Annotated in this window: 18 protein-coding genes; 4 read left to right on the top strand and 14 right to left on the bottom strand. The window is 49.4% G+C overall.

What is annotated here, in order from left to right; genetic code table 11:
* On the bottom strand, nt 1-3,996 hold a 3,996-nt coding region (locus DFQ01_RS31000; protein WP_219993692.1), incomplete at its 3' end, for a beta strand repeat-containing protein.
* A gap of 423 nt (nt 3,997-4,419) precedes the next feature.
* Here DFQ01_RS31000 and spoIIP point away from each other — a divergent pair.
* Nucleotides 4,420-5,907, top strand: coding sequence for a stage II sporulation protein P (gene spoIIP / locus DFQ01_RS07210; protein WP_110043197.1), 1,488 nt, complete (start codon nt 4,420-4,422; stop codon nt 5,905-5,907).
* Between the two features lie 585 nt (nt 5,908-6,492).
* Here spoIIP and DFQ01_RS07200 read toward each other — a convergent pair.
* Both DFQ01_RS07200 and DFQ01_RS07195 read right to left on the bottom strand, forming a co-directional pair.
* Nucleotides 6,493-7,722, bottom strand: coding sequence for an RNA polymerase sigma factor (locus DFQ01_RS07200; protein WP_110043195.1), 1,230 nt, complete (start codon nt 7,720-7,722; stop codon nt 6,493-6,495).
* 7 nt (nt 7,723-7,729) lie between these two features.
* Entirely contained in the window at nt 7,730-8,077 is a 348-nt protein-coding gene (locus DFQ01_RS07195) for a YciI family protein (protein ID WP_110043194.1), read from the bottom strand.
* 298 nt (nt 8,078-8,375) lie between these two features.
* On the opposite strand from DFQ01_RS07195, the gene DFQ01_RS07190 reads away from it, so the two are divergent.
* Entirely contained in the window at nt 8,376-8,804 is a 429-nt protein-coding gene (locus DFQ01_RS07190; RefSeq protein WP_174812715.1) for a hypothetical protein, read from the top strand.
* 101 nt (nt 8,805-8,905) lie between these two features.
* On the opposite strand, the gene DFQ01_RS07185 is transcribed toward DFQ01_RS07190, so the two are convergent.
* The 6 genes from DFQ01_RS07185 to DFQ01_RS07160 form a co-directional block, all read right to left on the bottom strand.
* A complete protein-coding gene (locus DFQ01_RS07185) occupies nt 8,906-9,199 on the bottom strand; it encodes a hypothetical protein (RefSeq protein WP_110043193.1) in 294 nt (97 codons plus the stop codon).
* A gap of 189 nt (nt 9,200-9,388) precedes the next feature.
* Nucleotides 9,389-11,476 (bottom strand): HelD family protein, encoded by a 2,088-nt coding sequence (locus tag DFQ01_RS07180; RefSeq protein WP_110043192.1) that lies wholly within the window; start codon nt 11,474-11,476, stop codon nt 9,389-9,391.
* Nucleotides 11,477-11,949: 473 nt separating this feature from the next.
* Nucleotides 11,950-12,933 (bottom strand): glycoside hydrolase family 43 protein, encoded by a 984-nt coding sequence (locus DFQ01_RS07175; protein ID WP_110043191.1) that lies wholly within the window; start codon nt 12,931-12,933, stop codon nt 11,950-11,952.
* Between the two features lie 29 nt (nt 12,934-12,962).
* Nucleotides 12,963-13,766, bottom strand: a complete 804-nt coding sequence (locus DFQ01_RS07170; protein ID WP_425452373.1) for a carbohydrate ABC transporter permease — start codon at nt 13,764-13,766, stop codon at nt 12,963-12,965.
* A gap of 47 nt (nt 13,767-13,813) precedes the next feature.
* Nucleotides 13,814-14,710, bottom strand: coding sequence for a carbohydrate ABC transporter permease (locus DFQ01_RS07165; protein WP_110043189.1), 897 nt, complete (start codon nt 14,708-14,710; stop codon nt 13,814-13,816).
* 100 nt (nt 14,711-14,810) lie between these two features.
* Nucleotides 14,811-16,148: an ABC transporter substrate-binding protein gene (locus DFQ01_RS07160; protein WP_110043188.1), complete on the bottom strand. Its 1,338-nt coding sequence runs from the start codon at nt 16,146-16,148 to the stop codon at nt 14,811-14,813.
* A gap of 263 nt (nt 16,149-16,411) precedes the next feature.
* On the opposite strand from DFQ01_RS07160, the gene DFQ01_RS07155 reads away from it, so the two are divergent.
* Complete coding sequence (locus tag DFQ01_RS07155; protein WP_110043187.1) at nt 16,412-17,476, top strand: GntR family transcriptional regulator; 1,065 nt, start codon at nt 16,412-16,414, stop codon at nt 17,474-17,476.
* Between the two features lie 247 nt (nt 17,477-17,723).
* Here DFQ01_RS07155 and DFQ01_RS07150 read toward each other — a convergent pair whose 3' ends face one another.
* Complete coding sequence (locus DFQ01_RS07150; protein WP_110043186.1) at nt 17,724-17,996, bottom strand: DUF1294 domain-containing protein; 273 nt, start codon at nt 17,994-17,996, stop codon at nt 17,724-17,726.
* A gap of 91 nt (nt 17,997-18,087) precedes the next feature.
* Here DFQ01_RS07150 and DFQ01_RS07145 point away from each other — a divergent pair, with 91 nt between their 5' ends.
* A complete protein-coding gene (locus DFQ01_RS07145) occupies nt 18,088-18,798 on the top strand; it encodes a LysE family translocator (RefSeq protein ID WP_110043185.1) in 711 nt (236 codons plus the stop codon).
* A 16-nt stretch (nt 18,799-18,814) separates the two neighbouring features.
* Here DFQ01_RS07145 and hrpB read toward each other — a convergent pair whose 3' ends face one another.
* The 4 genes from hrpB to corA form a co-directional block, all read right to left on the bottom strand.
* Entirely contained in the window at nt 18,815-21,541 is a 2,727-nt protein-coding gene (hrpB, locus tag DFQ01_RS07140; protein WP_110043184.1) for an ATP-dependent helicase HrpB, read from the bottom strand.
* 88 nt (nt 21,542-21,629) lie between these two features.
* The gene (locus DFQ01_RS07135; RefSeq protein WP_110043183.1) at nt 21,630-22,499 is read right to left on the bottom strand and encodes a phosphodiester glycosidase family protein; all 870 of its coding nucleotides are present in this window, start codon (nt 22,497-22,499) and stop codon (nt 21,630-21,632) included.
* Nucleotides 22,499-22,957 carry an NUDIX domain-containing protein gene (locus DFQ01_RS07130; protein WP_110043182.1) on the bottom strand — a complete coding sequence of 153 codons (459 nt, stop codon included), beginning with the start codon at nt 22,955-22,957 and terminating at the stop codon, nt 22,499-22,501. Before DFQ01_RS07130 ends, DFQ01_RS07135 begins: the two co-directional genes overlap by 1 nt.
* Nucleotides 22,958-23,017: 60 nt before the next feature.
* Nucleotides 23,018-23,974 (bottom strand): magnesium/cobalt transporter CorA, encoded by a 957-nt coding sequence (gene corA / locus DFQ01_RS07125; RefSeq protein ID WP_110043181.1) that lies wholly within the window; start codon nt 23,972-23,974, stop codon nt 23,018-23,020.
* Nucleotides 23,975-24,195: the final 221 nt, after the last annotated feature.

Below are 24,195 nucleotides of genomic sequence, written 5' to 3'. Positions count from 1 at the left end.
ATCTATTACGGCACTAATCGTGCCCTTCGTTGCGGTAATGACTACCGTCTCGCCACCGGTTGTTATTGAATTGCCCTGCGCATCCTTCAGCGTTACTGTCACCGTCGCTTGACTCGTTCCGTCTGCTGTCAGCGTATTGTTATCTACTGCAACTGTACTTGTCGTTGCTGATGGCGTACCAGGGACGATCTGTACGCTGGCTGTCGATGCGATTGCGCTGCCGCCTACCTTTGCACTGACCGTTGAAGTACCCACTGTCGTCGGCGCTGTCAGCGTTGCTGTGTACGTACCATCGCCTTCATCTATTACGGCACTAATCGTACCCTTCGTTGCGGTAATAACTACCGTCTCGCCGCCGGTTGTTATTGCGTTTCCTTGCGCATCCTTCAACGTTACTGTCACTGTTGCCTGACTTGTGCCATCTGCTGTCAGCTTATTTTTGTCTACTGCAACGGTACTTGTCGTTACTGATGGCGTACCAGCTACAAATGTTATGCTAGCCGTCGATGCGATTGCATTGCCACCTACTGTGGCACTAACTGTTGAAGTACCCACTGTCGTCGGCGCTGTCAGCGTTGCTGTGTACGTACCATCGCCTTCATCTTTTACGGCACTAATCGTGCCCTTCGTTGCGGTAATGACTACCGTCTCGCCACCGGTTGTTATTGAATTGCCCTGCGCATCCTTCAGCGTTACTGTCACCGTCGCTTGACTCGTTCCGTCTGCCGTGAGTGTATTGTTGTCTACTGCTACTGCACTTGTCGTTGCTGATGGCGTACCAGGGACGAATTGTACAGTTGCTGTCGATGCGATTGCATTGCCACCTACTGTGGCACTAACTGTTGAAGTACCCACTGTCGTCGGCGCAGTCAGCTTTGCTGTGTAAGTGCCATCGCCTTCATCTATTACGCCACTTACCGTGCCCTTCGTAGCCGTAATGACTACCGTATCTCCGCCGGTTGTTATTGCGTTTCCTTGCGCATCCTTCAACGTTACCGTCACCGTCGCTTGACTCGTTCCGTCTGCCGTGAGTGTATTGTTGTCTACTGCTACTGCACTTGTCGTTGCTGATGGCGTACCAGGGACGAATTGTACAGTTGCTGTCGATGCGATTGCATTGCCACCAACTGTGGCACTAACTGTTGAAGTACCCACTGTCGTCGGCGCTGTCAGCGTTGCTGTGTACGTACCATCGCCTTCATCTAATACGGCACTTACCGTGCCCTTCGTAGCCGTAATGACTACCGTTTCTCCGCCGGTTGTTATTGCGTTTCCTTGCGCGTCCTTCAACGTTACCGTCACTGTTGCCTGACTTGTCCCATCTGCTGTCAGCGTATTGTTGTCTACTGCAACGAGGCTTGTCGTTGCTGATGGCGTACCAGCTACAAATGTTATGCTAGCTGTCGATGCGATTGCGTTGCCGCCTATTGTGGCACTGAGTATTGCTGTGCCGACTGTAGATGGAGCAATAAGTGTGGCCGTGTAGGTGCCATCACCTTTATCTGTTGCAGCACTCACAGTTCCTGATGTTGCTGTAATTACAACCGTCTCACCACCGGTCGTTATTTCGTTTCCTTGCGCATCCTTCAATGTTACCGTCACTGTTGCTTGACTTGCCCCATCTGCTGTCAGCGTATTGTTGTCTACTGCAACGGTACTTGTCGTTACTGATGGCGTACCAGCTACAAATGTTATGCTAGCCGTCGATGCGATTGCGTTGCCGCCTATTGTGGCACTGACCGTTGAATTACCGACTATCGTCGGTGCTGTCAGCGTCGCTGTGTAAGTGCCATTGCCTTCATCTAATACGGCACTTACCGTGCCCTTCGAAGCCGTAATGACTACCGTCTCGCCACCGGTCGTTATTGCGTTGCCTTGCGCATCCTTCAATGTTACCGTCACCGTCGCTTGACTCGTTCCGTCTGCCGTGAGTGTATTGTTGTCTACTGCTACTGCACTTGTCGTTGCTGATGGCGTACCAGGGACGAATTGTACAGTTGCTGTCGATGCGATTGCATTGCCACCTACTGTGGCACTAACTGTTGAAGTACCCACTGTCGTCGGCGCAGTCAGCTTTGCTGTGTACGTACCATCGCCTTCATCTAATACGGCACTTACCGTGCCCTTCGTTGCGTTAATGACTACCGTCTCGCCGCCGGTTGTTATTGCATTGCCCTGTCCATCCTTCAACGTCACCGTCACTGTCGTCAGGCTTGTTCCGTCCGCTGTCAGTGTCCCACTGCCCACTGCGACCGTACTTGTCGTTGTGGATGGCGTACCGGAAACAAACTGTACAGTCGCCGTCGATGCAATTACGCTACCACCAATTGTTGCACTGATAGTGGATGTACCCACCGTCGTAGGAGCCGTCAACGTCGCCGTGTAGGTACCGTTGCCATTGTCTGTTACTGCACTTATTGTCCCTTTCGTTGCGCTAATAGCAACAGACGTACCACCTGTTGTTATTGCGTTGCCCTGTCCATCCTTCAACGTCACCGTCACTGTCGTCTGGCTTGTTCCGTCCGCTGTCAGTGTCCCACTTCCCACTGCGACCGTACTTGTCGTTGTGGATGGCGTACCGGAAACAAACTGTACAGTCGCCGTCGATGTGATTGCATTACCACCAACTGTGGCACTAACTGTTGAAGTACCCACCGTCGTAGGAGCCGTCAACGTCGCCGTGTAGGTACCGTTGCCATTGTCTGCTACTGCACTTACCGTCCCTTTCGTTGCGGTAATTGCAACAGACGTACCACCTGTTGTTATTGCGTTGCCCTGTCCATCCTTTAAGGTCACCGTCACGGTGGTCTGGCTTGTTCCGTCCGCTATCAGTGTCCCACTACCCACTGCGACCGTACTTGTAGATGTGGAAGGCGTACCAGACACGAATTGTACTGTCACCGTTGACGTGATAAGGCTGCCTCCTACTGTTGCACTTACAACCCCGGAACCAACTGTCGTTGGAGCGGTCAATATCGCTGTATAAACACCATTACCATTGTCCGTTACAGGACCAACAGTGCCCTTCGTTGAAGTGATTGCAACGGATGAACCACCTGTTGTCAGTCTATTACCGTAAGTATCGTTCAACGTAACCGTTATCGGTGTTTGGCTTGTCCCATTGGCTGTCAATGTACCACTGCCCACCGTAACTGTACTTGTCCCAGGCGATGGCGGCCCTGCAACAAACTGAATATTGGCCGTGTTACCGACAGAGACTCCACCAATCGTTGCACTTACAACTGAAGTCCCTGCTGTCGTTGGAGCGGTTAAAGTTGCTGTGTATGTACCGTTCCCATTATCTGTAACAGCACTGATTGTACCTAGTGTCGCCGTGATAGCGACCATAGCACCTCCAGTCGTATAATCCCCACCCTGTGCATCCTTTGCCGTTACCGTCACACTCGTCTGGCTGGTCCCATCCGCAGTTAGACTGGAATTAGCTGCTGTTACTAGACTCTCGCTCGCCGATAACGAATAGTCCGGAATCATATACGTTTTGAACGTATAGTCGAAACCAGAAGCAGAGCTTTCTCCTCCCTTATAAGGGTCCCCGCTGCTCGTATACCATCCAAAGCCATAAGAGCCACCAAGATCAGTAGAAACTACGATACGATACTTTGTTCCTTTCTTGAGATAGGGAAGTGAGCTTGAGAAATCAAAAGACACCCAGCCATCAATCGGCGTCTGTTGTACTGAAGCGATCGACGTCGATAAATCATCATTCTTATACAAGCTAACGATCAATGTAACAGAGCCGTATGTACCAGCGTTATTCAATTCAATTCGGCTCAACTGCCCTGAGATTGCTGGAGTAAACGTTTGATACCTTGGATAATCATGGTTTACCCACGTATTTCCGTAGTAATTCGTCTGCGATTGATCAAGTACCTCCGATCCTGCTGCAACTATTGATCCACCGGTTGGTATTCCAACACCGAGAGTAATAACTAGAATAATTGCGATCCAACGATGGAAATCGATTAACCTCGTCATCAAAAAAATCCTCCTATACAATAAGTCCATCCTTAATCAAGCTTAATAAATAATGGAGTGCGTTTCATGCCATTGAATAATTACTGTCGTTCCACTACTTACCTCCATAAGAGTATTAATAAAAATAGATAGTATTCAAAATAATATTCTAGTAAAATTAGGCAATTACGTCTAGTATTTTAGTAAAAACGCATATTTAAAGGCCATCCTATTAAGTCTGGCCTCTGGGATACATATATAAGGATGTCGTAACATGATACGAATGACCAAACTGTGAGTAATGATAAATCTAAGATTATGCTGTAAAAAATATTACCAAAAATATAGTATTGATAAGACGGCGAAAGTTTCTTACTTTTAAGAGGCTATCGTTTTTTGTTGTGACAAGAAATTGCTAGGTTGGACAACTTAGACTAGAGGTGGATGATGAAAAGATCGATTACTGCACTCTTATCACTATTGTTCCTGCTATCATTTAACTTACCGGATACCTATGCTGCATCTTCTACGATCAAACTGTATCTTAATGGTCAAAAGTTAAGCTCGTCCGTTGCCCCTCGTTTGATCAATCAAACCACGATGGTACCGATTCGTGTTATCGCGGAGGGCCTGGGCGCTGACGTTGCGTGGGATAAGAAAAGCCAAATCGCAACCCTTTCCAACGATACGACAACAATCGTTCTACCGATTAACGGCAGTTATGCGATTCTTAATGGAACAACGACGCCTTTGGATCAGCCTCCAATCGTCATTAACGGGGTAACGTTACTCCCCATTCGTTTCGTCGCTGAAAACTTTGGTCTTGTGGTGAAGTGGGATGCGTCAACTTACGCGGTCAGTTTATGGAGAACAAGCAGTGACGTTTCTGGCAGTGACCCTGCCACCGACCCGAACGTGCCTATACTACCGCCAGATCAATATCCTGCACTGCAATCGATTCAATTGGACAATAATCGATTAACGATTGCCACCGACGGGAGCTTCACGCCTAGCATTTCTATTTTAACCAATCCGGATCGTCTTATTGTAGATCTGCCGGGCGTAACGCTTAATGGGTCTACTAGCGATCAGACCGACAATTCAACTGGTGTAGTATCGAATATTTCACCCGACAACCCGTATATTTCGGATATCAGTTACATAATGAATGATCCAGACAGCTCGACTATCCGAGTCCTGGCGGATCTCAAACAGAAAGTGAGCTATCAAATCCAAAACACCGGCGACCCTAATAAGCTGGTCATTCGTTTGGATTCTGCAGCATCCGCAAATCCGGTCTCGAAGTCGGCGGTTTATATTTACCATTCGCATAATCAGGAATCGTGGATTCCTGAACTGCCGGGCGTGTGGAACTCCGATCTCGCATTCAATAAGACGACCAATGTCACCATGTTAGGGGCACGGTTGGCCGGCATTTTGCAGGCGATGGGCGCTGAAGTTTATCAAACTTCCTACGATTACGAATCGATTTACGGAAACCAATTTAACTATGCGAAATCATACGTTTATTCCGAGAAATCGATCATCAATCAGCTTACCCTGCATCCGCAAATCAAATATTTATTCGATATTCATCGGGATACAAGTCCTAGAAGCACGACCACGGTCAACATTCGTGGCACAAGCTATGCCAAATTGTATTTCGTAATCGGTCTCGAAAATCCGAATTGGAAGCAGAACGATGCCTTCGCCAAGAAGATACAAGCGCTAGTCACGGCCAAATACCCGGGTCTGTCCAGAGGAATATACTATAAGGATAGAAGCGTCGGCAACGGTTGGTATAATCAAAACTACTCTCCTACCAGCGCATTAATCGAAGTTGGCGGAGCAGCAAATACGCTTGCAGAGTCCAATCGAACGATGGATATATTGGCGCAGGCCATCAATCAAATCCGATTGAGCGGGCAGTGAGGAAGCAAGGAATAATGGGACGATTGGCCGCTCGATTCGAGCGGCTTTTTTATTACGCACCCATCACGAATGAAGTGAGGCATGTATTTGCTCCACATCCAACTTCCTATATAAGCGCCAGGGAACGAAGAGCAACGGCGGTCTCCCCTCAGCTGCTTGCGAGAGATTGTCTCCTTCATATATATCCAAAAACAAATCATTGTCGCCAACATACCTTTCAGCATGACTAGGCAGTTCATTCACGAAATCTCTCCTGGTATTTCCTCCTCATATTTTTGGTTTTTGGTGAAATACTCTAAAGGATAAATACAGGAGGTGATCCAACAAATGAGCACAAAAACAAATCCCCCTAAACACAAGCCGAAAAGCAACCCGTCTCGATCTAACGATCCGAACGACCAGGGGAAACCAAATATTCAAAAGTAGTCCGGAGTTGAGCTCATTTCGCTCAGCTTAAAGCGCATAACCAAACCCGGTCTGAGGACCGGGTTTTTATTAATGGTTAACAAAAAATATTGACAAAGGGTATTGAAACGGTTTGTTACGCCAAATAAGGCACCTCTGGAAGGTGCCCTCAGAAGACTATTATATGCCTAAAACAGAAGCCAAACGGCTTAAAAACTGTCGAACGGACCTATCTGTACTTAGTCCAATCGCCCGACTATACGCAGAAAGAGCATCTTCTATGCGTTCCACCTGCTTATATAGATGACCGGCAAGCGCCCAATAGGGCTGATAGTTAACTACTTCTTCAGATGGTATAGCTTCGAGTAATGCGATGCCGTGTTCCGGTCCATAAGCCTCCGCGACCGCGGCAGCTCGACCGACCAACGCTCCAAGAGTTGGGTAATTACGAACAAGGCCTTCGTACAACTGAGCAATTGGCACCCACTCGGTACGCCCCGTCCATAAGCGTTGTGCATGTACCGATTGAATCGCTGCCATGAGTTGAAATCGACCAATACGACCTGCTTGCGAGGCGGTATGTAGATATTGCTCCGCCTCCATGATCAGGCGTTGGTCCCATCGCGTGCAATCTTGCTCGGAGAGGGGAATATAGTTCCCCTCTCCGTCATGCCGCGCCTCACGGCGCGCTTCACAGTGCAGCATCAGCGCTAGAAGACCGTAAACCTCCGGTTCGCGAGGGGCGAATGGAAGAAGCAGCTTTCCTAAATAAATGGCTTCCTCCGCCAATCCTTTGCGAGGCGAGTCTGCTGTGTCCGCCTCATCCCACCCGCTCCCGTAAGCAGCATAAATGGCCTCCAGAACAGGATCGAGACGATCCGGAATCTCTTCTGCATCAGGCATTTCAAAAGTGAGGCGTTCGGCACGAATTTTTGCTTTTGCCCGGGTAAGTCGCTGACTCATCGTCGAGGGCTTGATGATAAATGCTGATGCGATTCGAGCTGCGTCGATTCCCAGCACCGTCTGCAGCATAAGCGGCGTTCGCATCACAGCATCAATTGTCGGATGCGTGCACAGAAACATCATCTTCAATCGTTCGTCCGGAAAGACAGCACTTGAAGAACTCAGACGTTGTGCATCTTCTGATATGGCAGCAAGTGTCGGCAGCGCGCTTTCGGAAATACGGGTACGTCGTGCTCGATCGATAAGCCTCCTACGGGCGGCAGTAACCAGCCATGCTTCAGGCTTATTCGGAACGCCTGCCTTAGGCCAAGTTTCCAGCGCGGCGAGAAAAGCATCTCCAATAGCATCCTCGACTGCTTGAAGGTCCCGCCAATTTACTGCCAAATAGGAGAGCAATCGGCCATATGCATCACGTGCCGTTTTCTCAATGACTTGATTTATTTCCATAGCGAACTTACTTCAACGGTGGGATGTTCTGTCTGACCTCAACCGCAGCGACGGGTGCTCGAGCAGCCCACTCTAATGCAGTGTCCACGTCTGGAACATCGATCACCATAATCCCGCCAAGCTGTTCTTTTGTCTCAGCAAACGGCCCGTCCTGAACCAAAGTTTCGCCACCATGCCGCTTCATCGTTGCAGCTGTCTCTGGCGCATAGAGACCTGATCCATATACGACAATTCCAGCCTCGTGCATAGCACGCACATAGTGCGTCCAGCCTGCTAAATATTGTTGCTGCCGCGCTGGATCCGTTCTTGCCGCAAAATCCTCCTGACTCTCGAACAACATCAACGTGTAACTCATACATACTCCTCCTCTAAAATATCCTTGATTGTGGTTACGTTATGATGTCGTTTCAATTGTTGCGATTTCTACATAGCCAGAAAAATTATTCGAAAAACTAGCCTATACTTGCGACAAGTCCTGTGTTCGGTATGTACTGTCTATTATTCTGTTGACCATATTCTACCTTGAATTTATAATTGAGACAATTTTACAAGAAGGTGAGTGATTCACATGCAAATGCTTAAATCCGTCACGTCCATTAATAAGGTACGGAAGGGATAAATTCACTGCAATCATTATTCCAGGTGGTTCATTCTTGTTAATTGAACAACGAGAAGAATCACTTCGCGCATTACAGCGCCTTTACGACCATCTTCACCCCGGTGGGCGACTTATGCTAGATCTTTTTTTGCCTGACACTAACTTTGAGTGCGGTCAGTTCGGTGGAACGTCGACGTTTGCATTGCCGAATGGAGATATCATCACAATGGAAGGCAAGCTTCTTGAAGCAGACTTGTACAAGCAATACAAAGTGTCATTGATAAAATATGAAAAATGGCGTAATGGCGCACTTCTCCAGACAGAATTGCAGCGTTTTGCTTTACGTTGGTACGGCGTCGAAGAGTTTAAACTCGTTTTAGAAAGCATCGGCTTCTCCGATGTGGTCGTTTCGGCTGATTTCGAATATGGCAAAGCACCTGCGAATGGGAAACAGAAATTTGTTTATGAAGCGGTACGCAAGTAAGCAGGAAGGCCGCAAAGGTTCTTGACAATCGAAAATGAGGGAGCGCAAGTGCTCCCTCTTTCACAATAATCAATATTTATGTATCCAATAATTTCATTCCATTAATAGTCATGCTTCATGAAGTTTTTTGCCAGATGTTCTGCCTCAGGATCACGACTGCTCTTCTCATAATTCTCAAGCACATCGATTTTATAAATTTCTCCATCCTTTTGAGCTTCATAAATAAAATGATAAGGATCAATTAATCTTGTAATATCATGTCCGTAATCCTTCAAAAGGCGCGCATAATCCTCTGCATTCGGTTCCTCATCCCCCTCCAGATATAGCAGTCCCCGAAGTTCCTTGACCTCTTTACCGTGAATAATCTTGAAGTGTACGATATGTTCCTTTTTCATCCAAATCATGCCTCCTTAAGCCTGCCTAGTTGCTCTAATTGTGAGCGTGCGTTAACTCCACTATCTCTACAACTAATTATGAACCTTCACGGAGATGAAAATCAAATCTCAAGCAGCAAATATTTCCGAAATAAAAGCGCACTAAGCAGCCTTAGTACGCTTTTGTCTACTTTATTTGTTAAACTCCGTTTAGTTTACTTCCAGCTTCACCAGCGGCGTCAAAGCCCCACGATGCAGCAGCTGCAGCTTGTGGAGAGCACGTGTGCAGCCGACATAGAGCAGCTTCGCGTCACCTTCGAGATAAGCCTCTTCCCCAGCGTCTGCGATTAGTACAGCGTCGAACTCCAACCCTTTGGACAGATAGACAGGCACAACCGTCAGACCACCTTTATAGGCTGGCTGCTTGCTCTGTACCAGTGACGGTGTCAGGCCGGCATCCGTTAGCACGTTATAAATCGCTTCGCATTCCCGTGCCGTCCGGCCGATCACCGCCACCGACTGGTAGACGCCCATCTCAAGCATCGCTTTAACGGATGCCAATAGCTGCGATTCCCATGAAGCATCCTCGCAAGGAATGACATCAACCGCTTCACCGCTCCGGAACACCGGGGTTGCCGGCTTCACGCCGCCATCCATGCCCGCAAGGACATGGTTCGCAAACTCGATAATTTCCATCGTCGAACGATAACTGCGATCAAGCTCGTAGTAGCCAACGATCGAGGAGTCGAACAAATCCATCTGCTCGCTCCAGCGTCGAACGCCTGCATAATCGTGAATCCCCTGCTGCAAGTCGCCCAGTACGGTCAACGACGGAACCCGTTGACACAGCGCAAGCGCCTCAAGCTGCATCGGCGAATAATCCTGTGCTTCGTCGATAACGATGTGGTCGAACATCGGAGTGCCGAGACCATACAGCCGTATATGAAGATAGACAAGCGGCGCCAGATCCTCTGGATCGACGAAGCCAGCCTTTAGCTGCTGCATCGTCCGTTTGGCGATCGCCTTCGGAACATCGAATTGTACATCCTTGCCATCGAACAGCGTGCGATACAGCTGCGGCGCGGTATACGACGGCATTTTCTTCACATAAGCATTCAGCTTCGTGTTGGCTTTGGACTTCGCCGCTTTATCCGTCAGCCTGCGGTCCTTCCATTCCGATTCCAGCCAACGCTTCATGCGGCTGGCCAACCGCTCCCGTCGCTTCATCAACGGTTCATCGTCACCGTAATCGGTCTCGAACCATTCGCGAATCTTCGTAGGAGAAAGCTTGAATCCTGGATGCGGCTCGAAAGGCGTATCCGGTACCATTCGGTGTTCTACATCCTTCAGCTTCGCATCCAGCATCTCACGGAACGCGGCGCGTCCCTTCCATCGGCCTGGCGCCTCGTCCCGCTCCGCTTGCGTCCGTTTCTCCTCGAACCAGTGCTCCAGCGTATCAGCTGCACTCACCAGCTTCACTTCTCGCTCCAGCAACTCAATCGACCAATCCGCAAACGTCGTCTGCGCGATATCGCCAACGCCGAGCTCCGGCAGAACGCCGGAAATATAATCGAGGAACATCGTATTGGGTGCAAAAATAATCATGCGGTTCGCCGCGATCCGGCCCGCATAACGATACAGCAGGTATGCGAGACGATGGAGCGCAACCGTCGTTTTACCCGAGCCTGCCACCCCTTGAATGAACAGCGCTTTGTTGCGCTCAGCGCGTATAATGTTGTCCTGCTCCTCTTGTATCGTTGACACGATGTCGCGAAGCTTGTTGTCCTTCGACTCCCCGAGTCGATACAACAGGAATTCGTCTGCTGCGCTAACGTTATCCGCACCCCGCACGTAGCTGTCAACTACGCGCACCAGCTCACGCTGACGAACAAGAATGTTGCGTTTGAGCATGATCTCGCCTGTCTCTTCGCCATCTGGCGATTCGTACGTCACCGGGCTTTCCCCGCCGCTGAACGAATAGAACAAGCTCGCGATCGGCGCGCGCCAATCGATAACGAGCGGATCAACTCCCTCGTTATCGCCTACGCCTGCTTTGCCAATATAAAGAGGCTTCGCATCGCTGTCTTTCTCATGCTTATAATCGATACGGCCGAAATACGGCTCCTTCGCCGAAACTTCCAGCCGCTGGCGCCGCTCCTCGCGCTGCGCGTCGAGCACCTGCTCCGTGTAGTCATCGCCAAGATACCGGGGACCGATCCCGCCTAGCTGCCGATCGATTTCTTGAAGAGTGTGGGTTAGCCGCTGCTCTTCCTCCGGATGAATGCTTTGAACGGACATAACTTACCTCCACTAATTGTGTGTCATCTACTAGCCGTTACGATATAAAAGTACGTGTTCAAAAAGTCGGGTTTTCAGCACCGAGAAGATTGCGAGAACCTGAAAAGCGTATGCTTACGAAGCTGTTATTTGCTCGAAGGTTGTAACACTTGGAGTAACGCAAATAACTTCAGAGGAACGGAGTGCAGACAAACCCTACATGATACAAGGTTTCCAGCGGAAACCTACATCGGAAGCATAACCTCCGGACTTCGAAGGTGAACGCAAGCTTCGACGCCGAATGGCTTCCTGACTCACTTCGTGATCAAAAGACGACTTTTTGAACTACCGCTAAAAAGGATAATTAGATTACCATTTTCAGACGGACTATGCAACAGACAATACCATAAATTACGTTCCATGGACAAAAATAAACGGCCTCGAATTAATCGAGGCCGCAGGGCTTGCCATTTAAATGCCAATGGAACCAACGTTTACTGAGCAGAATGTGCGAGTGACGCAACAGACCCACGGAAATCGGGTCTGCCGTCAGCCGTCCACAATAGCTCCGCTACAAATGTATGGCGATTCGGATCGTACAACGGATCTCCTACAATGTCTTTGTATGTTCTTGCGTGGAACACAAACAGCGTCTTCTCGTCGTCCGCTGACACCGTGAAGCTATTATGTCCGGGACCATATAGAGAGATGCTCTCATCCGTTGTGAGAACCGGCGCTTGCGACTTCCGCCATGAGGCGGCATCGAGCAAATCCGCGTCCGCATCCGCTTCAAGCAGGCCCATGCAATAATTGAAATCAGTGGCGCTAGCCGAGTAAGAGAGGAATACCCGATTGCCCTTTCGAAGGAATGCCGCGCCTTCGTTCACTTTGTACCCGATGATCTCCCAGTCATATTCCGGCTTCGTAATCATCGTTTGCGGCCCAGTCAGCGTCCACGGATTGCTCATTTTAGAAATGTACAGATTAGAGTTGCCTTCGATTTTCGGATCCTTTTGTGCCCATACATAATAGAGGCTGCCGTTATGCTCAAAGACAGTGGCATCGAGGGCGAAGCTTTCCCAAGCGGTCCGAACCTGCCCCCTCTCCGTCCAGCTGCCTTCCAGCGGATTGGCATTGTCATTCTCCAGCACGTACATCCGATGGTCGAACAAGCCTTCAATCGTTTCCGTCGTATGTGCGGCAGCGAAATAAACGTACCATTTGCCGTCGATAAAATGCAGCTCAGGTGCCCAAATATTAGCGCTAAGGATACCCGTATCGCGCTTTCTCCAGATTACTACAGGAGTCGAAGCAGCAAGCTCCTCAAGGTTCTGTGCCCTACGGATTTCAATTCGATCATATTCAGGAACGGAAGCTACGAAATAATAATAACCGTCCGAATGTCGGTAAATAAAAGGATCTGCTCTCTGCTCGATCAATGGTCTAATGGCGTGTAGCTCCTTCTGTTGGACTTCCATCCTATCACCTGTTTCGTAAGTTGTAGAGACTAACCTTTAACAGCACCTGCAGTCATACCGTCTATGAAATATTTCTGGAAAGCGATAAACAAGATGAAAATTGGAATGATGGAGAAGAAAGAGCCAACGATCAGAAGGTCATAGTTATTCCCATAAGGAGTCAACAATGTTTTCAAACCGATCGGAAGTGTAAATTTACTCTGATCTCCGAGCACCATGAATGGCCATAACAGGTTATTCCAGCTATTCATACCGTTCAGAATGGCCATTGCCGCAAAGGAAGGCTTCATGATCGGCATGATCAGTCTGAAATAAATCGCATATTCGTTTGCGCCATCAACCCGCCCAGACTGAATAATCTCTTTCGGTATGCTTCTTAGGTATTGCCTAAAGAAGAAAATCGTCCCGGCATTCGCAATACCCGGCAGAATGATTGCGGAATAGCTATTCACCATATGCAAATCATTAATTAGGCTGTACAAAGGCACCAGCAAGATTTCGAATGGCACCATCATAATGAGCAAAACACATATAAAGAGGAAGTTCTTACCTTTAAAATCATAGGCTGCAAAACCGTATGCAACAAAAGCGCTTACAAACAGTGTTAACACCACTTGAATGATTGTTAAAGTCATACTGTTCCAGAACCATGTAAAATAATCATGTTGACCAGTAAACAGATAAGTGAAATTGTCAAAGCTCATTATTTTAAAATCCAAGCTTAAGTTAAGTCCATATCTTATTAATGATTCGCCTGGTTTAAAGGAAGACAGGGCCACTGCATAGAATGGAATCATAATGATAACGAATAGTACAATAAAGAAACAAATCATGACTATTCTAGCAATTAAGTTGTTTTTCGTTTGACTTGCGCCCATTTTTAATCCTCCTCCTTCTTGAACATTCCACTCAGTTTCAGCTGCGTCAAATTGATAACCATCGCAATGACTAACAGAACGATGCCAACTGCAGCTGCATAACCCAGCTTATTCTTCTCAATCCCTTGTCTATACAAATATCCGACAATAGTTAAACCGATATTCTTCGGAGAATTGTTACCGTTAAACATCATTAAGCTCTCGGTAAACATGGCTAAACCTGCATAAACGCTAATTGTCGTTACATATATCGTGGTCGGCTTCAATAATGGCATTGTAATCGCTCTAAACTTCTGCCATGCTGATGCCCCGTCAATCGAAGCAGCCTCATAATATTCATTGTCAATGCTTTTCAATCCGGATAGATAGTACAGCATATTAACGCCTGTCCATCTCCAGCATGCAAGGATCAACAGTGCTGCCATACTCCATTCTCCGTCTTTCAAGAACTTTATAGGCTCTACACCAAATAGACCCAGAAAACTGTTCATTAATGAACCTTCCATTTCGCCGAAAGTAAGGCGGAAAATGGTACCCGCAACCGCGACAGATGTCAAAGCCGGAAGAAAGAACGAAGATTTAAAAAATTCTCTTCCCACCATTAACTTACTGTTTATCATAACGGCGAATAACATCGGAAAAGGAATTAGCAGCACTAAGGTTCCTAGCATGTACACAACGCTATTCTTGATAGCCGTCAAAAACACTTTATCTGTGAATAGTTTCGAATAATTCGCTTCACCAATCCATTTGGGATCCTGTCCCAACATCCGATCTTGAAAACTCATTACGAATGAATTCGCAAGCGGATAAGACCAAAATATTAAGAATATGAGTATGAATGGCAACACAAAAACATATGGTGCAACTTTTTGAGAGTATACAAATTTCTTTATCATATTCTCAATCTCCCTTGACTACGATTAAACCTGCCGACCACTTTACCTGCCGACAGGTTTAATCAAAATCATTTACTTATAATACGACTACCTCTAATGTTTATTTCAATTCTTGTTCGATTGCTGCTTGCGCCTCATCCAGCGCTTCCTTCACGTCTTTGCCATCCTCAAAGATCGCATTCAACGTAACCGTATTGAAGACGTTGCCGATCGTTGGTGAAGCTTTAACGGATTTGATCGCTTGAATTTCGTCTTTAATTTCATTCAACGTATCAAATGCATTTGTTTTAAAGTATTGCACGTATTCGTTATCAGGGTTTTTCGTGACAGCCTCATCTTTCCATACATCCATGTTGATTGGGTCGAATCCAAGCGTATTCCAGATTTCAGTAGTAGCTTCTTTCGAAAGCTTAGCAAAAGCTACAAATTCTTTTGCCAACTGAACGTTTTTACCACTCTTCGTAACGACTGTACCTGTACCGCCCAAACCAACGGAACGTGGTTGACCTTCTTCAAATACAGGCAATGGAGCAATTGCATACTTACCTTTAAGATCCTTCATTTCGTTTACGAAACGGGACATATACCATTCAGGCATCAATGCGCTTGCGTAGTTGCCTTTGTTGTATTCGCCTTTCGCTTCTTCTGTATCCGGTTGTCCGCCTGGGATCGTATGGATAACATTGTTCTTTTGCAGGTCAACCAACATTTCAAGCGCTTTTACCATTTCAGGCGAGTTTACTTTTGGATTGCCATTCTCATCCGTGAAGTCAGCGTTTTGCTGAGCAAGGAGGTAGGATTCTTGCCAAATAGCTGAAGTATCGGCAGTTCCTAAGTACTTGCCAGTTTTCTCATAAACTTTGATACCTGCTTGTTTGTAATCTTCCCAAGTTTTGATCGTCTTGTAGTCAACACCTGCTGCTTCGAGGATTTCCGTGTTGTAGAAAGCAAGCGTTGCACCTACGTGATAATCAAATCCGTAAACTTGATCGCCTTTGCTATAAATCGCGACACGTGCAGGAACGACAGCGTCTTTGTATGGTGCAAATACATCATTCAAAGGTTCCAGCGGAACGTTGTCGCCTTCCAAGAATTTAGGGAATTGACCAAGCTCGATATCCGCGATATCAGGAGCACCTTTGCCACTCGTAACCGCCAATAAGAGCTTGTTATGCATATCGTCGTAAGGCATAACCGTTACATTCAGCTTGATTTGTTTGTCTGGGTTCTCTTTGTTCCATAACCCCAGCATTTTATCCAAATGCTTACCGTGCAAATCTACGAATGTCCAGAAAGATAATTCTGTTGCATTCTCGCCTGCATTAGCACCTAACTGCTGAGTTGAATTGGATGAATCATCGGACTTGCCACATGCCGACAGAACGAGTGACAAAATAAGGATTGTAACAATGGAGATTAGCGTACTACGTTTTTTCATTTGTTCGTCATCCTCTCTTTTTGTTGTTAAACGTTTAAAAATGGATTGACTAGTTAGCCATGTTAATTAAAGCGATTACAATTGTGTCGTTGTCACCACTTTCCTTAACATGATTCTAACCGTTTAATGAAAAGACCCCTTCGTACTCCCTCTCAGATTCAGTGTTGTAAGCGCTTTACATTTTGTATTATAGTATATATGGAATATGGTTTATATAACCAATTGAGTATAAAATCATAAAATTTATGGGGAGATGCGGCAAGTTGAAAAAGCTGGCGCTCTACAAACAAATTCAAGAAGACATTATGCGGAAAATTAAATCAGGACAGCTTCGGCCGACGGACCGCATCCCTTCTGAGCAAGAACTAATGGACGAATTCAAAGTAAGTAAAATAACGGTCAAGAACGCCTTGACCTTGCTTGCTGACGAAGGGCTAATTATTCGCGTACAAGGCAAGGGCACATTCGTCTCCGCCAACCTTGTTTATAACAACGATGCACCGCCCGTGCGCAGCGTATCATCTTTGCCGCTCGTCGGCTACATCATTCCGACGATGAGAACCCGGGTTATTCAGAAGCTCGTCGACTACACGGAACAATTCCTGCAAGAAGCAGGTCTCAGCATGGTGCTAAGCATTACGCGCGAGTCCTCCTCTATCGAATCGAACGCCATTCGCACACTGACAGAACTCGGTGTGCAGGGTTTAATCGTTTTTCCGACTGAAGATGAGAAGTACAACGAATCGCTGCTGCGTCTGTCGCTCGATAAATTCCCATGCGTGTTCATCGACCGGTATCTGCGCAACATTGAGACGTACACCATTACATCTGACAATTACGGCGGTGCGTACAAGGCGGTCACCCACTTGTTGTCCAAGGGTCATCAGCGGATTGCGCTCATTTCGCCTGAAAATTCGAATTCTGCCATTGAGGATCGCACGCTCGGCTTCGAGAAAGCGTACACCGATCAAGGGATCTCGATCGACAAGAGCTTGTGGTGTCACATTCCTCTCAACATTCTACGCGGCGAACAAGCATTGGATTATGTAAGCGGCTTCCTGCAGGAGCACAGTGGAATCACTGCCGCCTTCACCTTGACTGAGGAAACCGCACGTCTTACATCAGCCGCCATCAGTTCTTTGAACAATCATACTACCATCGAATTGCTTTCTTTCGATAATCCTCATCTAGCAAGCGTGGCATATGTGCAGCAGGATGAACAGGAGATGGCACGAACAGCCGTCAAGCTGTTACGCGAACAGATGGACCATATATACTCGCCGAAGAACGCTGTCATTCCTGTGCAGCTCATCATCCCTAGCAGCTAGTGAAAGGTATCTTCTTTATATCCCAGCCGCATCGAATATAGCAATATAAGATAATGGCGAGAGTTACCTGAAATTTCGGAAGGAGTCAGAGGCAGTTCGGCCTAAGATATGCTGAGCGCGGATGTCGGATTTCAATAACTAAGCGCGCGAAGACAAATAACAGCCCTCGGGCTGTTATTTGTCTTCGTTTAGACCATTCATGATATACTTGTCGAATCAATATCTAAAGTCCGTTCCAACAGAGGACTTATTTCCACACGCCGAATAGTGCTGACAGTCCATACAGATGAACGATCGCCATCGCCGGATAGCCATATTTGAATGCGGCATGTTTCGTTTTGTGACGGTACATCTGCATCGCAGCGATACCGCCGAATGCGCCGCCAATCATACCAAGTGTCAGCAGCCGCTTCTCGGGCGTCCGCCAGCCGTGTCGGCGCGCTTGCTGTTTGTCATGCTTCATCATGCCCCACAGAATGAAATTCACTGCTACATAATAGGCGACTAGCAAAGGAATCATGGATGAATCAACCTCAATTCTTCGGATTATGGAATCTATGTACAAATGAAAACATTGACATCATTGCTATCTACGTTGGAGGAACTACCTGATGATCACTTTAGAAACTGCTATCTCTTTCATTGCCGTCGCCATTGCGCTGACGATTATGCCCGGACCTGACATTCTGTTCGTCATCGCACAAAGCATGAGTCGTTCCGCCAGAAGCGGCGTTATGGTCGCGCTTGGCTTATGTACAGGCCTGCTCGTTCACACTTCATTAGCTGCACTTGGCATATCCGCCGTCGTCCTGTCTTCTAAAGCCGCTTTCACCGCTGTAAAATGGCTCGGAGCCGCTTACCTGCTATATCTTGCTTATAGAACCTGGCCAAGAACGAAGCTGGATGACGCACCTGCAGGACCGGCGGCAGATAAAGAAGTGTATAGACATACTGCAATTGCTGCAACGGCTATCAATACCCGCAATGAGGTGGATCATAAACAAGAAGTTCTATCGCTCAGCACATTGTACAGACGTGGGATCTGGATGAACGTGCTCAACCCAAAGGTATCCCTGTTCTTCCTGGCGCTTCTGCCTCAATTCGTCTCCACGTCAAAAGGCAATGTGCCGTTCCAAATGATTCAGTTCGGCCTGCTGTTTATCTGTCAGGCGCTTGTCGTATTTTGCGCTGCTTCGATCGTCGCTGGATGGCTCGGCGGATCGATTGGGCGCCGTTCGAACAAATGGAATAAGCGCCTCTCGATCATCGAGGCGCTTATCTATGCGGCGCTAGCCGCGAATTTGGTGTTGCTGCAATTCTAAAATCGAGCGGTAACTATTAAGGTCTCGGTCTTACCCGACTCGTTGGCACCGCCGCGAACGGATCATCCGGCCAATAATGCTTCGGATAACGTACCTTCAGTTCTTTTTTTACTTCAAAATAGGTGTTCCGCCAGAAGTTCGCCAAATCCTGCGTCACTTGTACAGGCCGCTGTGCAGGTGACAGCAGATGAAGCGTCAGCGGAAGCCTCCCTTTCGCAATCCTCGGCGTTTCCTGCAGGCCGAACAACTCCTGAAGCTTGACCGCCAGCACGGGCTGCTCCGGATTAGTATAATCAATCGGAATACGCGAACCGCTCGGTACCGTCATATGCGTTGGCATCAGTTCATCCAATCGATGCTTATCATTCCAGGACAACATCGCTTCCAGCACATGCATCATGTTCAGCTTCTGCAAGCCGTCACGGCTGCGAATGCCCGTTAGATGCGGCGCCAGCCAATCTTCCAACGATGCCAACAATGCTTCCTCTGACAAATCCGGCAGTTCTGGATCGTACTTACGCATAACGCGAATCCGATCACGAAGCTGCGAAGATTGCTTATTCCATGACAAAATCGCAGTTCCTTCTGTGCGTATACCATCTAGCAAGGCCGCTGTAACTTTAATCGGATCAGGCTTCGTAACCTGCTCCTCTTTCAACACGAGTGCACCAAACATCAGCTTGCGTCTGGCACGGACGGCCTGCGCGCTGCGATCCCATAAGACCGACAGCTCTTCCACGACGTGATCGCTGTGGTACGCATGCAGTTCATTCTCTTCAATGTCTGCTGCAAGCACGATTCGGCTCTCGCCATCGCCGTCTTCCATCTCTGCACCAGCGATATACGAAGCATAAGACAGCGGCTGCGCCGGCGTCAGCACGGCACCTCGGCCGCCTGCAAGCAGGAAGCGCCCGTCGCCACGGCCTTGGCCGACGCGATCGGGGTAGGCGAAGGCGAGCAGCGCGCCAATCGACGGCTCGCGCGTAGGCGAGGCGTTATTGCCGCGAGCCGAGTGCGAGCCGTCGTGGCCGCGCGGCGATGATGCGGCTTCGCCGCGTGGCGTTGGCGCCGCTGGCGATGATGCGGCTTCGCCGCGTGGCGTTGGCGCCGCTGATGTACCGCCGCCATGCGGCGAAGCCGCTCTACTGGCGCTGGGCGAAGCCCCGGCACCATCTTGCGCGAGCGCGCGCTGCCATTGGCGCGCTTCCGCGAGCGCCTGGCGAGCGGCGGCCTCGTCTACGCCGCCGCTCGCCCCATCCGGCGCGGCACCGCCGCGCCGGAGCGCGCGAAGCGCGCCAAGCCGCAGCGCGATGTCGGCGCTGCGCTCGCCGCGCAGCGGATCGCGGCCGCTGAGCAGCGCGGCCAGCTCGCACGCGGTGTCCGCGGCGGCGGGGCTGATCGCCGCCGCGGACAGCAGCATGCGCGCGAGCCTTGGCTGCGCGCCGAGCGCGGCCATGCGCCGCCCGAGCGGCGTTAGCCGCCGCTCGCGGTCAAACGCGCCGAGCTGCTGCAGCAGCTCGCATGCGCTCGCATAAGCGCCTGCCGGCGGCTCATCGAGCCATGCCAGCTCGCTTGGCGCGCTGACGCCCCAAGCGGCAAGCTCGAGCGCCAGCGGCGCAAGATCCGCTTCGAGCAGCTCCGGCGTGCTGCGCGGCGCAAGCATCAGCTGCTCCTGCTCCGTCCACAGCCGGTAGCAGACGCCTGGCGCAACGCGCCCTGCGCGTCCGCGGCGCTGATCGGCCGACGGTACCGATACCGTTACCGTCTCCAGCCGCGTCATTCCTGTACGCGGCGAAAACCGCGGCACCCGCATCATGCCGCTGTCAATAACGACGCGGACGCCTTCAACCGTAATCGAAGATTCGGCAATTGACGTCGCGAGTACGATTTTACGGCGTCCCTCCGGACTTGGCGCTACCGCCTGACCTTGCTCCTCCAGCGGCATACTGCCATGTAGCAGTACGACATCGATAGATCCGTACATGCCGCGTCCAATTCCTTGCTGCCGAAGCTGCGACTCCACGCGTCGCATCTCACGCATCCCTGGAAGGAAGACAAGAACGTCCCCTTCATGCTCTGGCAGTACCCTCAGCACAGCTCGTGCTGTCCGATCTTCAATCGATTCACCCTGCCATAGCGCGCCTAAGCCAAAACCTGCCTGCCGATCCGAATAAATCGTTTGAACCGGAAAAGCCCTTCCCTCACTCTCAATAATAGGCGCATCACCAAGCAAGCGAGCAACTGGCGCAGCCTCAAGCGTTGCCGACATAACGAGCAAGCGCAAATCCTCGCGCAGCAGCGACTGTGCCTGCAAGCACAATGCCAATCCTAGATCGCCGTGCAAATGCCGCTCGTGAAACTCATCAAACAGAATCGCTCCAACACCTTCAAGCGAGGGATCGCTCTGCAGCATTCGCGTCAGCACGCCTTCGGTCACGACTTCGATCCGCGTCGCTGCGCTCACTTTCGTATCGAGCCGTACGCGATATCCGACCGTTTCCCCTGTCTTCTCACCTAGCAGCGAAGCCATATGCGCAGCTGCCGAACGAGCAGCCAGCCTTCGCGGCTCAAGCATAATGATTTTGCCGCCATTAAGCCATGCTTCATCCAGTAACGCTAGCGGAACCCGAGTCGTCTTACCCGCACCAGGCGGCGCAACCAATACTGCGTTCGGTCCACCTGCCAGTGCCTTAAGCAGATCTGGAACCGCCTCATCAATCGGCAATGCCGGTAATCGTCTCACACTAACCTTCCCTTTCTCCCGTACACCTTACAGCTGCCTCATACTATTCTTTCAAGACATCGCATTTCAATCAACAAACCATTTATCTCTACCGGTTCTCACCAGGATTTTTCAACCGAATCATCTGCTCCACCCGTCTGCCGTCACCCGGCAGCGTCGCTTCGAAGGCTCGCAGCTGGGAAGAGCCGTCTCCATCGAGGAATATGCCGTCCTCCATCTCGCCATACGCCGACAAAATCGCTTGTCTGAACTTCGCAAGCGTCGTCTTCGTCTGCGATACGATCAAATAGAGCTTCCCATCCTTATCATATACGGCTGCTGTCCGCAGCCGATCATCGTCCGGGAAAGGCGCCTGCTCCGCATCTGCCTGCTGTCTCCAGCTTGTATCGTCCGATGGCCGCATACTTATGCCGCCCTGCGCCCAAAAGTGCGTACGATCCGTCACCTTCACGTCGTCCCCATTCGAAACAACCTGAACACTCAGCTTATTCGCGGCTCCATCCCATACAAGTGTCCCGCGTGCAAGCTTCACATTGCTATAACCAGAGCCGTATGTCTCGGGCTTGCCGCCAACTGGCTGATCATTAATGACCGCCATGCTGAGCAGCATGCCGTTGTAGAAGAACCCGCCGTTCACCCCATAATAAGGAGATCCCGCGACATTGCCGCGCACCGCTTCGAGCGTTACCTTGCTCGGTTCCGTAATAAGCGCATGCATCACGACGCCATCTGCTTCTTCGCGAGCGTATGTGTAGCCGTCATATGCCGGCTTCCCACTCGTCCCATGATGTTCGGTCTGTGCGGATGTTAGCCAAATCGCAATGCCGCCCGCCCCGAACGATAATGCCGTTGCAATCAACACGACGGCTGCAACCCAAGCAGCGCGTCCTTTCTTCCCTGCTTGTACAGGTTCGTTGTCTGTTTGCAAAGGTTCATTCGTTTGCATGCCGCTGTCCATCAATTGACATCGCCTAGATATACAGGTGTCAGCTGACCCGACGCAATCACTTGTCCAACCGTTTGCGGAACGAGATTAAGCGTTGGAAGCTTGTCGATATCGATCCATTCCACGCCGATCTGATCGGCATCTGGAACAGTCGCCGCATCATAAGGCCGATCCGACAACAGCTTGCATTCGAAGTAGCATTCCACTTGATGGAACTCGTTGTACATCGTTGAAGGCGCCTGATTGCGCCCTATAAATTCACGCACATGGACGAGCGCCAATGGCTGCACATCCTGCCCGATTTCTTCCAAACATTCTCGTATGATCGAAGCTTCGAGCGTTTCCCCATGCTCTTGTCCTCCGCCTGGAAAGCCGTAATGAATGCCGCGCTCGCTGCTCTTGAACTTAATAAGCAATATCTGTCCATCCTTACGGATAATCGCTTTGGTCGCAATACGGATTTTCTTCATCCAATTTCTCCTCCGGCACTCGGTAATAGGTAATCGGCTGATTTCTGGATAATCGAACGATTAATCAAACCAGCCTTTCCGTTTGAACCATAGAAACATAACAAAGCCAAGCACGGCCATTAGTACAAGAACGTCTGCGTAACCTGAACGCCAATGCAGCTCAGGCATATGCTCGAAGTTCATTCCGTATACCCCAGCAATAAACGTCAACGGCATAAAAATCGTCGTGATGACCGTGAGCGTTTTCATGATCGAATTCATACGATTGGAACTGTAGGACATGTAGCTGTCCCGAAGATCGGCAGTCATCTCGCGGCTGGAATCAATCATCTCCGACAGCTTCAGCAGATGGTCATGAACGTCTGTGAAGAATGCTCGCTGTTCAGGCAGCTCTTCAATTCGGTCCGAACCTAGAATTCGATAGAGCAGATCCCGCATCGGATTGATCGTCTTGCGAAGATGAAGCAGCCTTGAACGAATATCAAACAAAGCGTCAAGCATCGCAGTGCCCGAACGTTCGGAATTCTCGATTTCCCGCTCCGCGAGATGATCATCAATTGCATACACAGCAGGGAAATAACGATCCACAAGCTCGTCCATCAAATGATAGGCCGCATGCAGCGGCTTCAGACGTTTCTCATCCGAAGTGGCCATCACTTTATCCATAGCAGCGCGAACTTCGGGCGACTGATGCGAATGGAACGTTACGACGAAATTCGCATTCAGAAACAAGTTCACTTCGTGAACGAATAGCGATTCTGGATGAAGCGCATGCAGGACGAAGAAATGTGTATCTCCATAATGGTCCATCTTTGGACGCTGCAGTCGATGCAAGCAATCTTCAATAGCCAGTGGGTGAAAATGGAACCATGACGACAGCAAATCAATTTCTTTCTCCGACGGCTGATCAAAATCGACCCAATACCATTCGTAATCGCCGCTGTTCGCGCGGATATCGTCCATCGTCAAACCGACCAGCTTCTCCTGCTGCTTCGTTACGGCGATAATCGACAGCATTTCATAACCTCCAAGCCCAATGTTCACCAAAATATGATCTATTGTACCATGTCCATTGTAGCATTGGTCAATCATTGCCCATTTGCCCCAATGAATCAGCCGCTTCGGTTGCTTCCAAAATAACCGCCATGCTAGAATATGGCTTGTTATAAGGGGTTGTTCAAAAAGTCCGCCTTTGATCACACGCACGACAAGCAGGCGACTAACCTGCCTCTAATCAC

Origin of the sequence: Paenibacillus cellulosilyticus, assembly GCF_003182255.1 — a bacterium.
Lineage (GTDB): Bacteria > Bacillota > Bacilli > Paenibacillales > Paenibacillaceae > Paenibacillus_T > Paenibacillus_T cellulosilyticus.
This window is presented reverse-complemented; position numbering and strand designations above follow the sequence as displayed.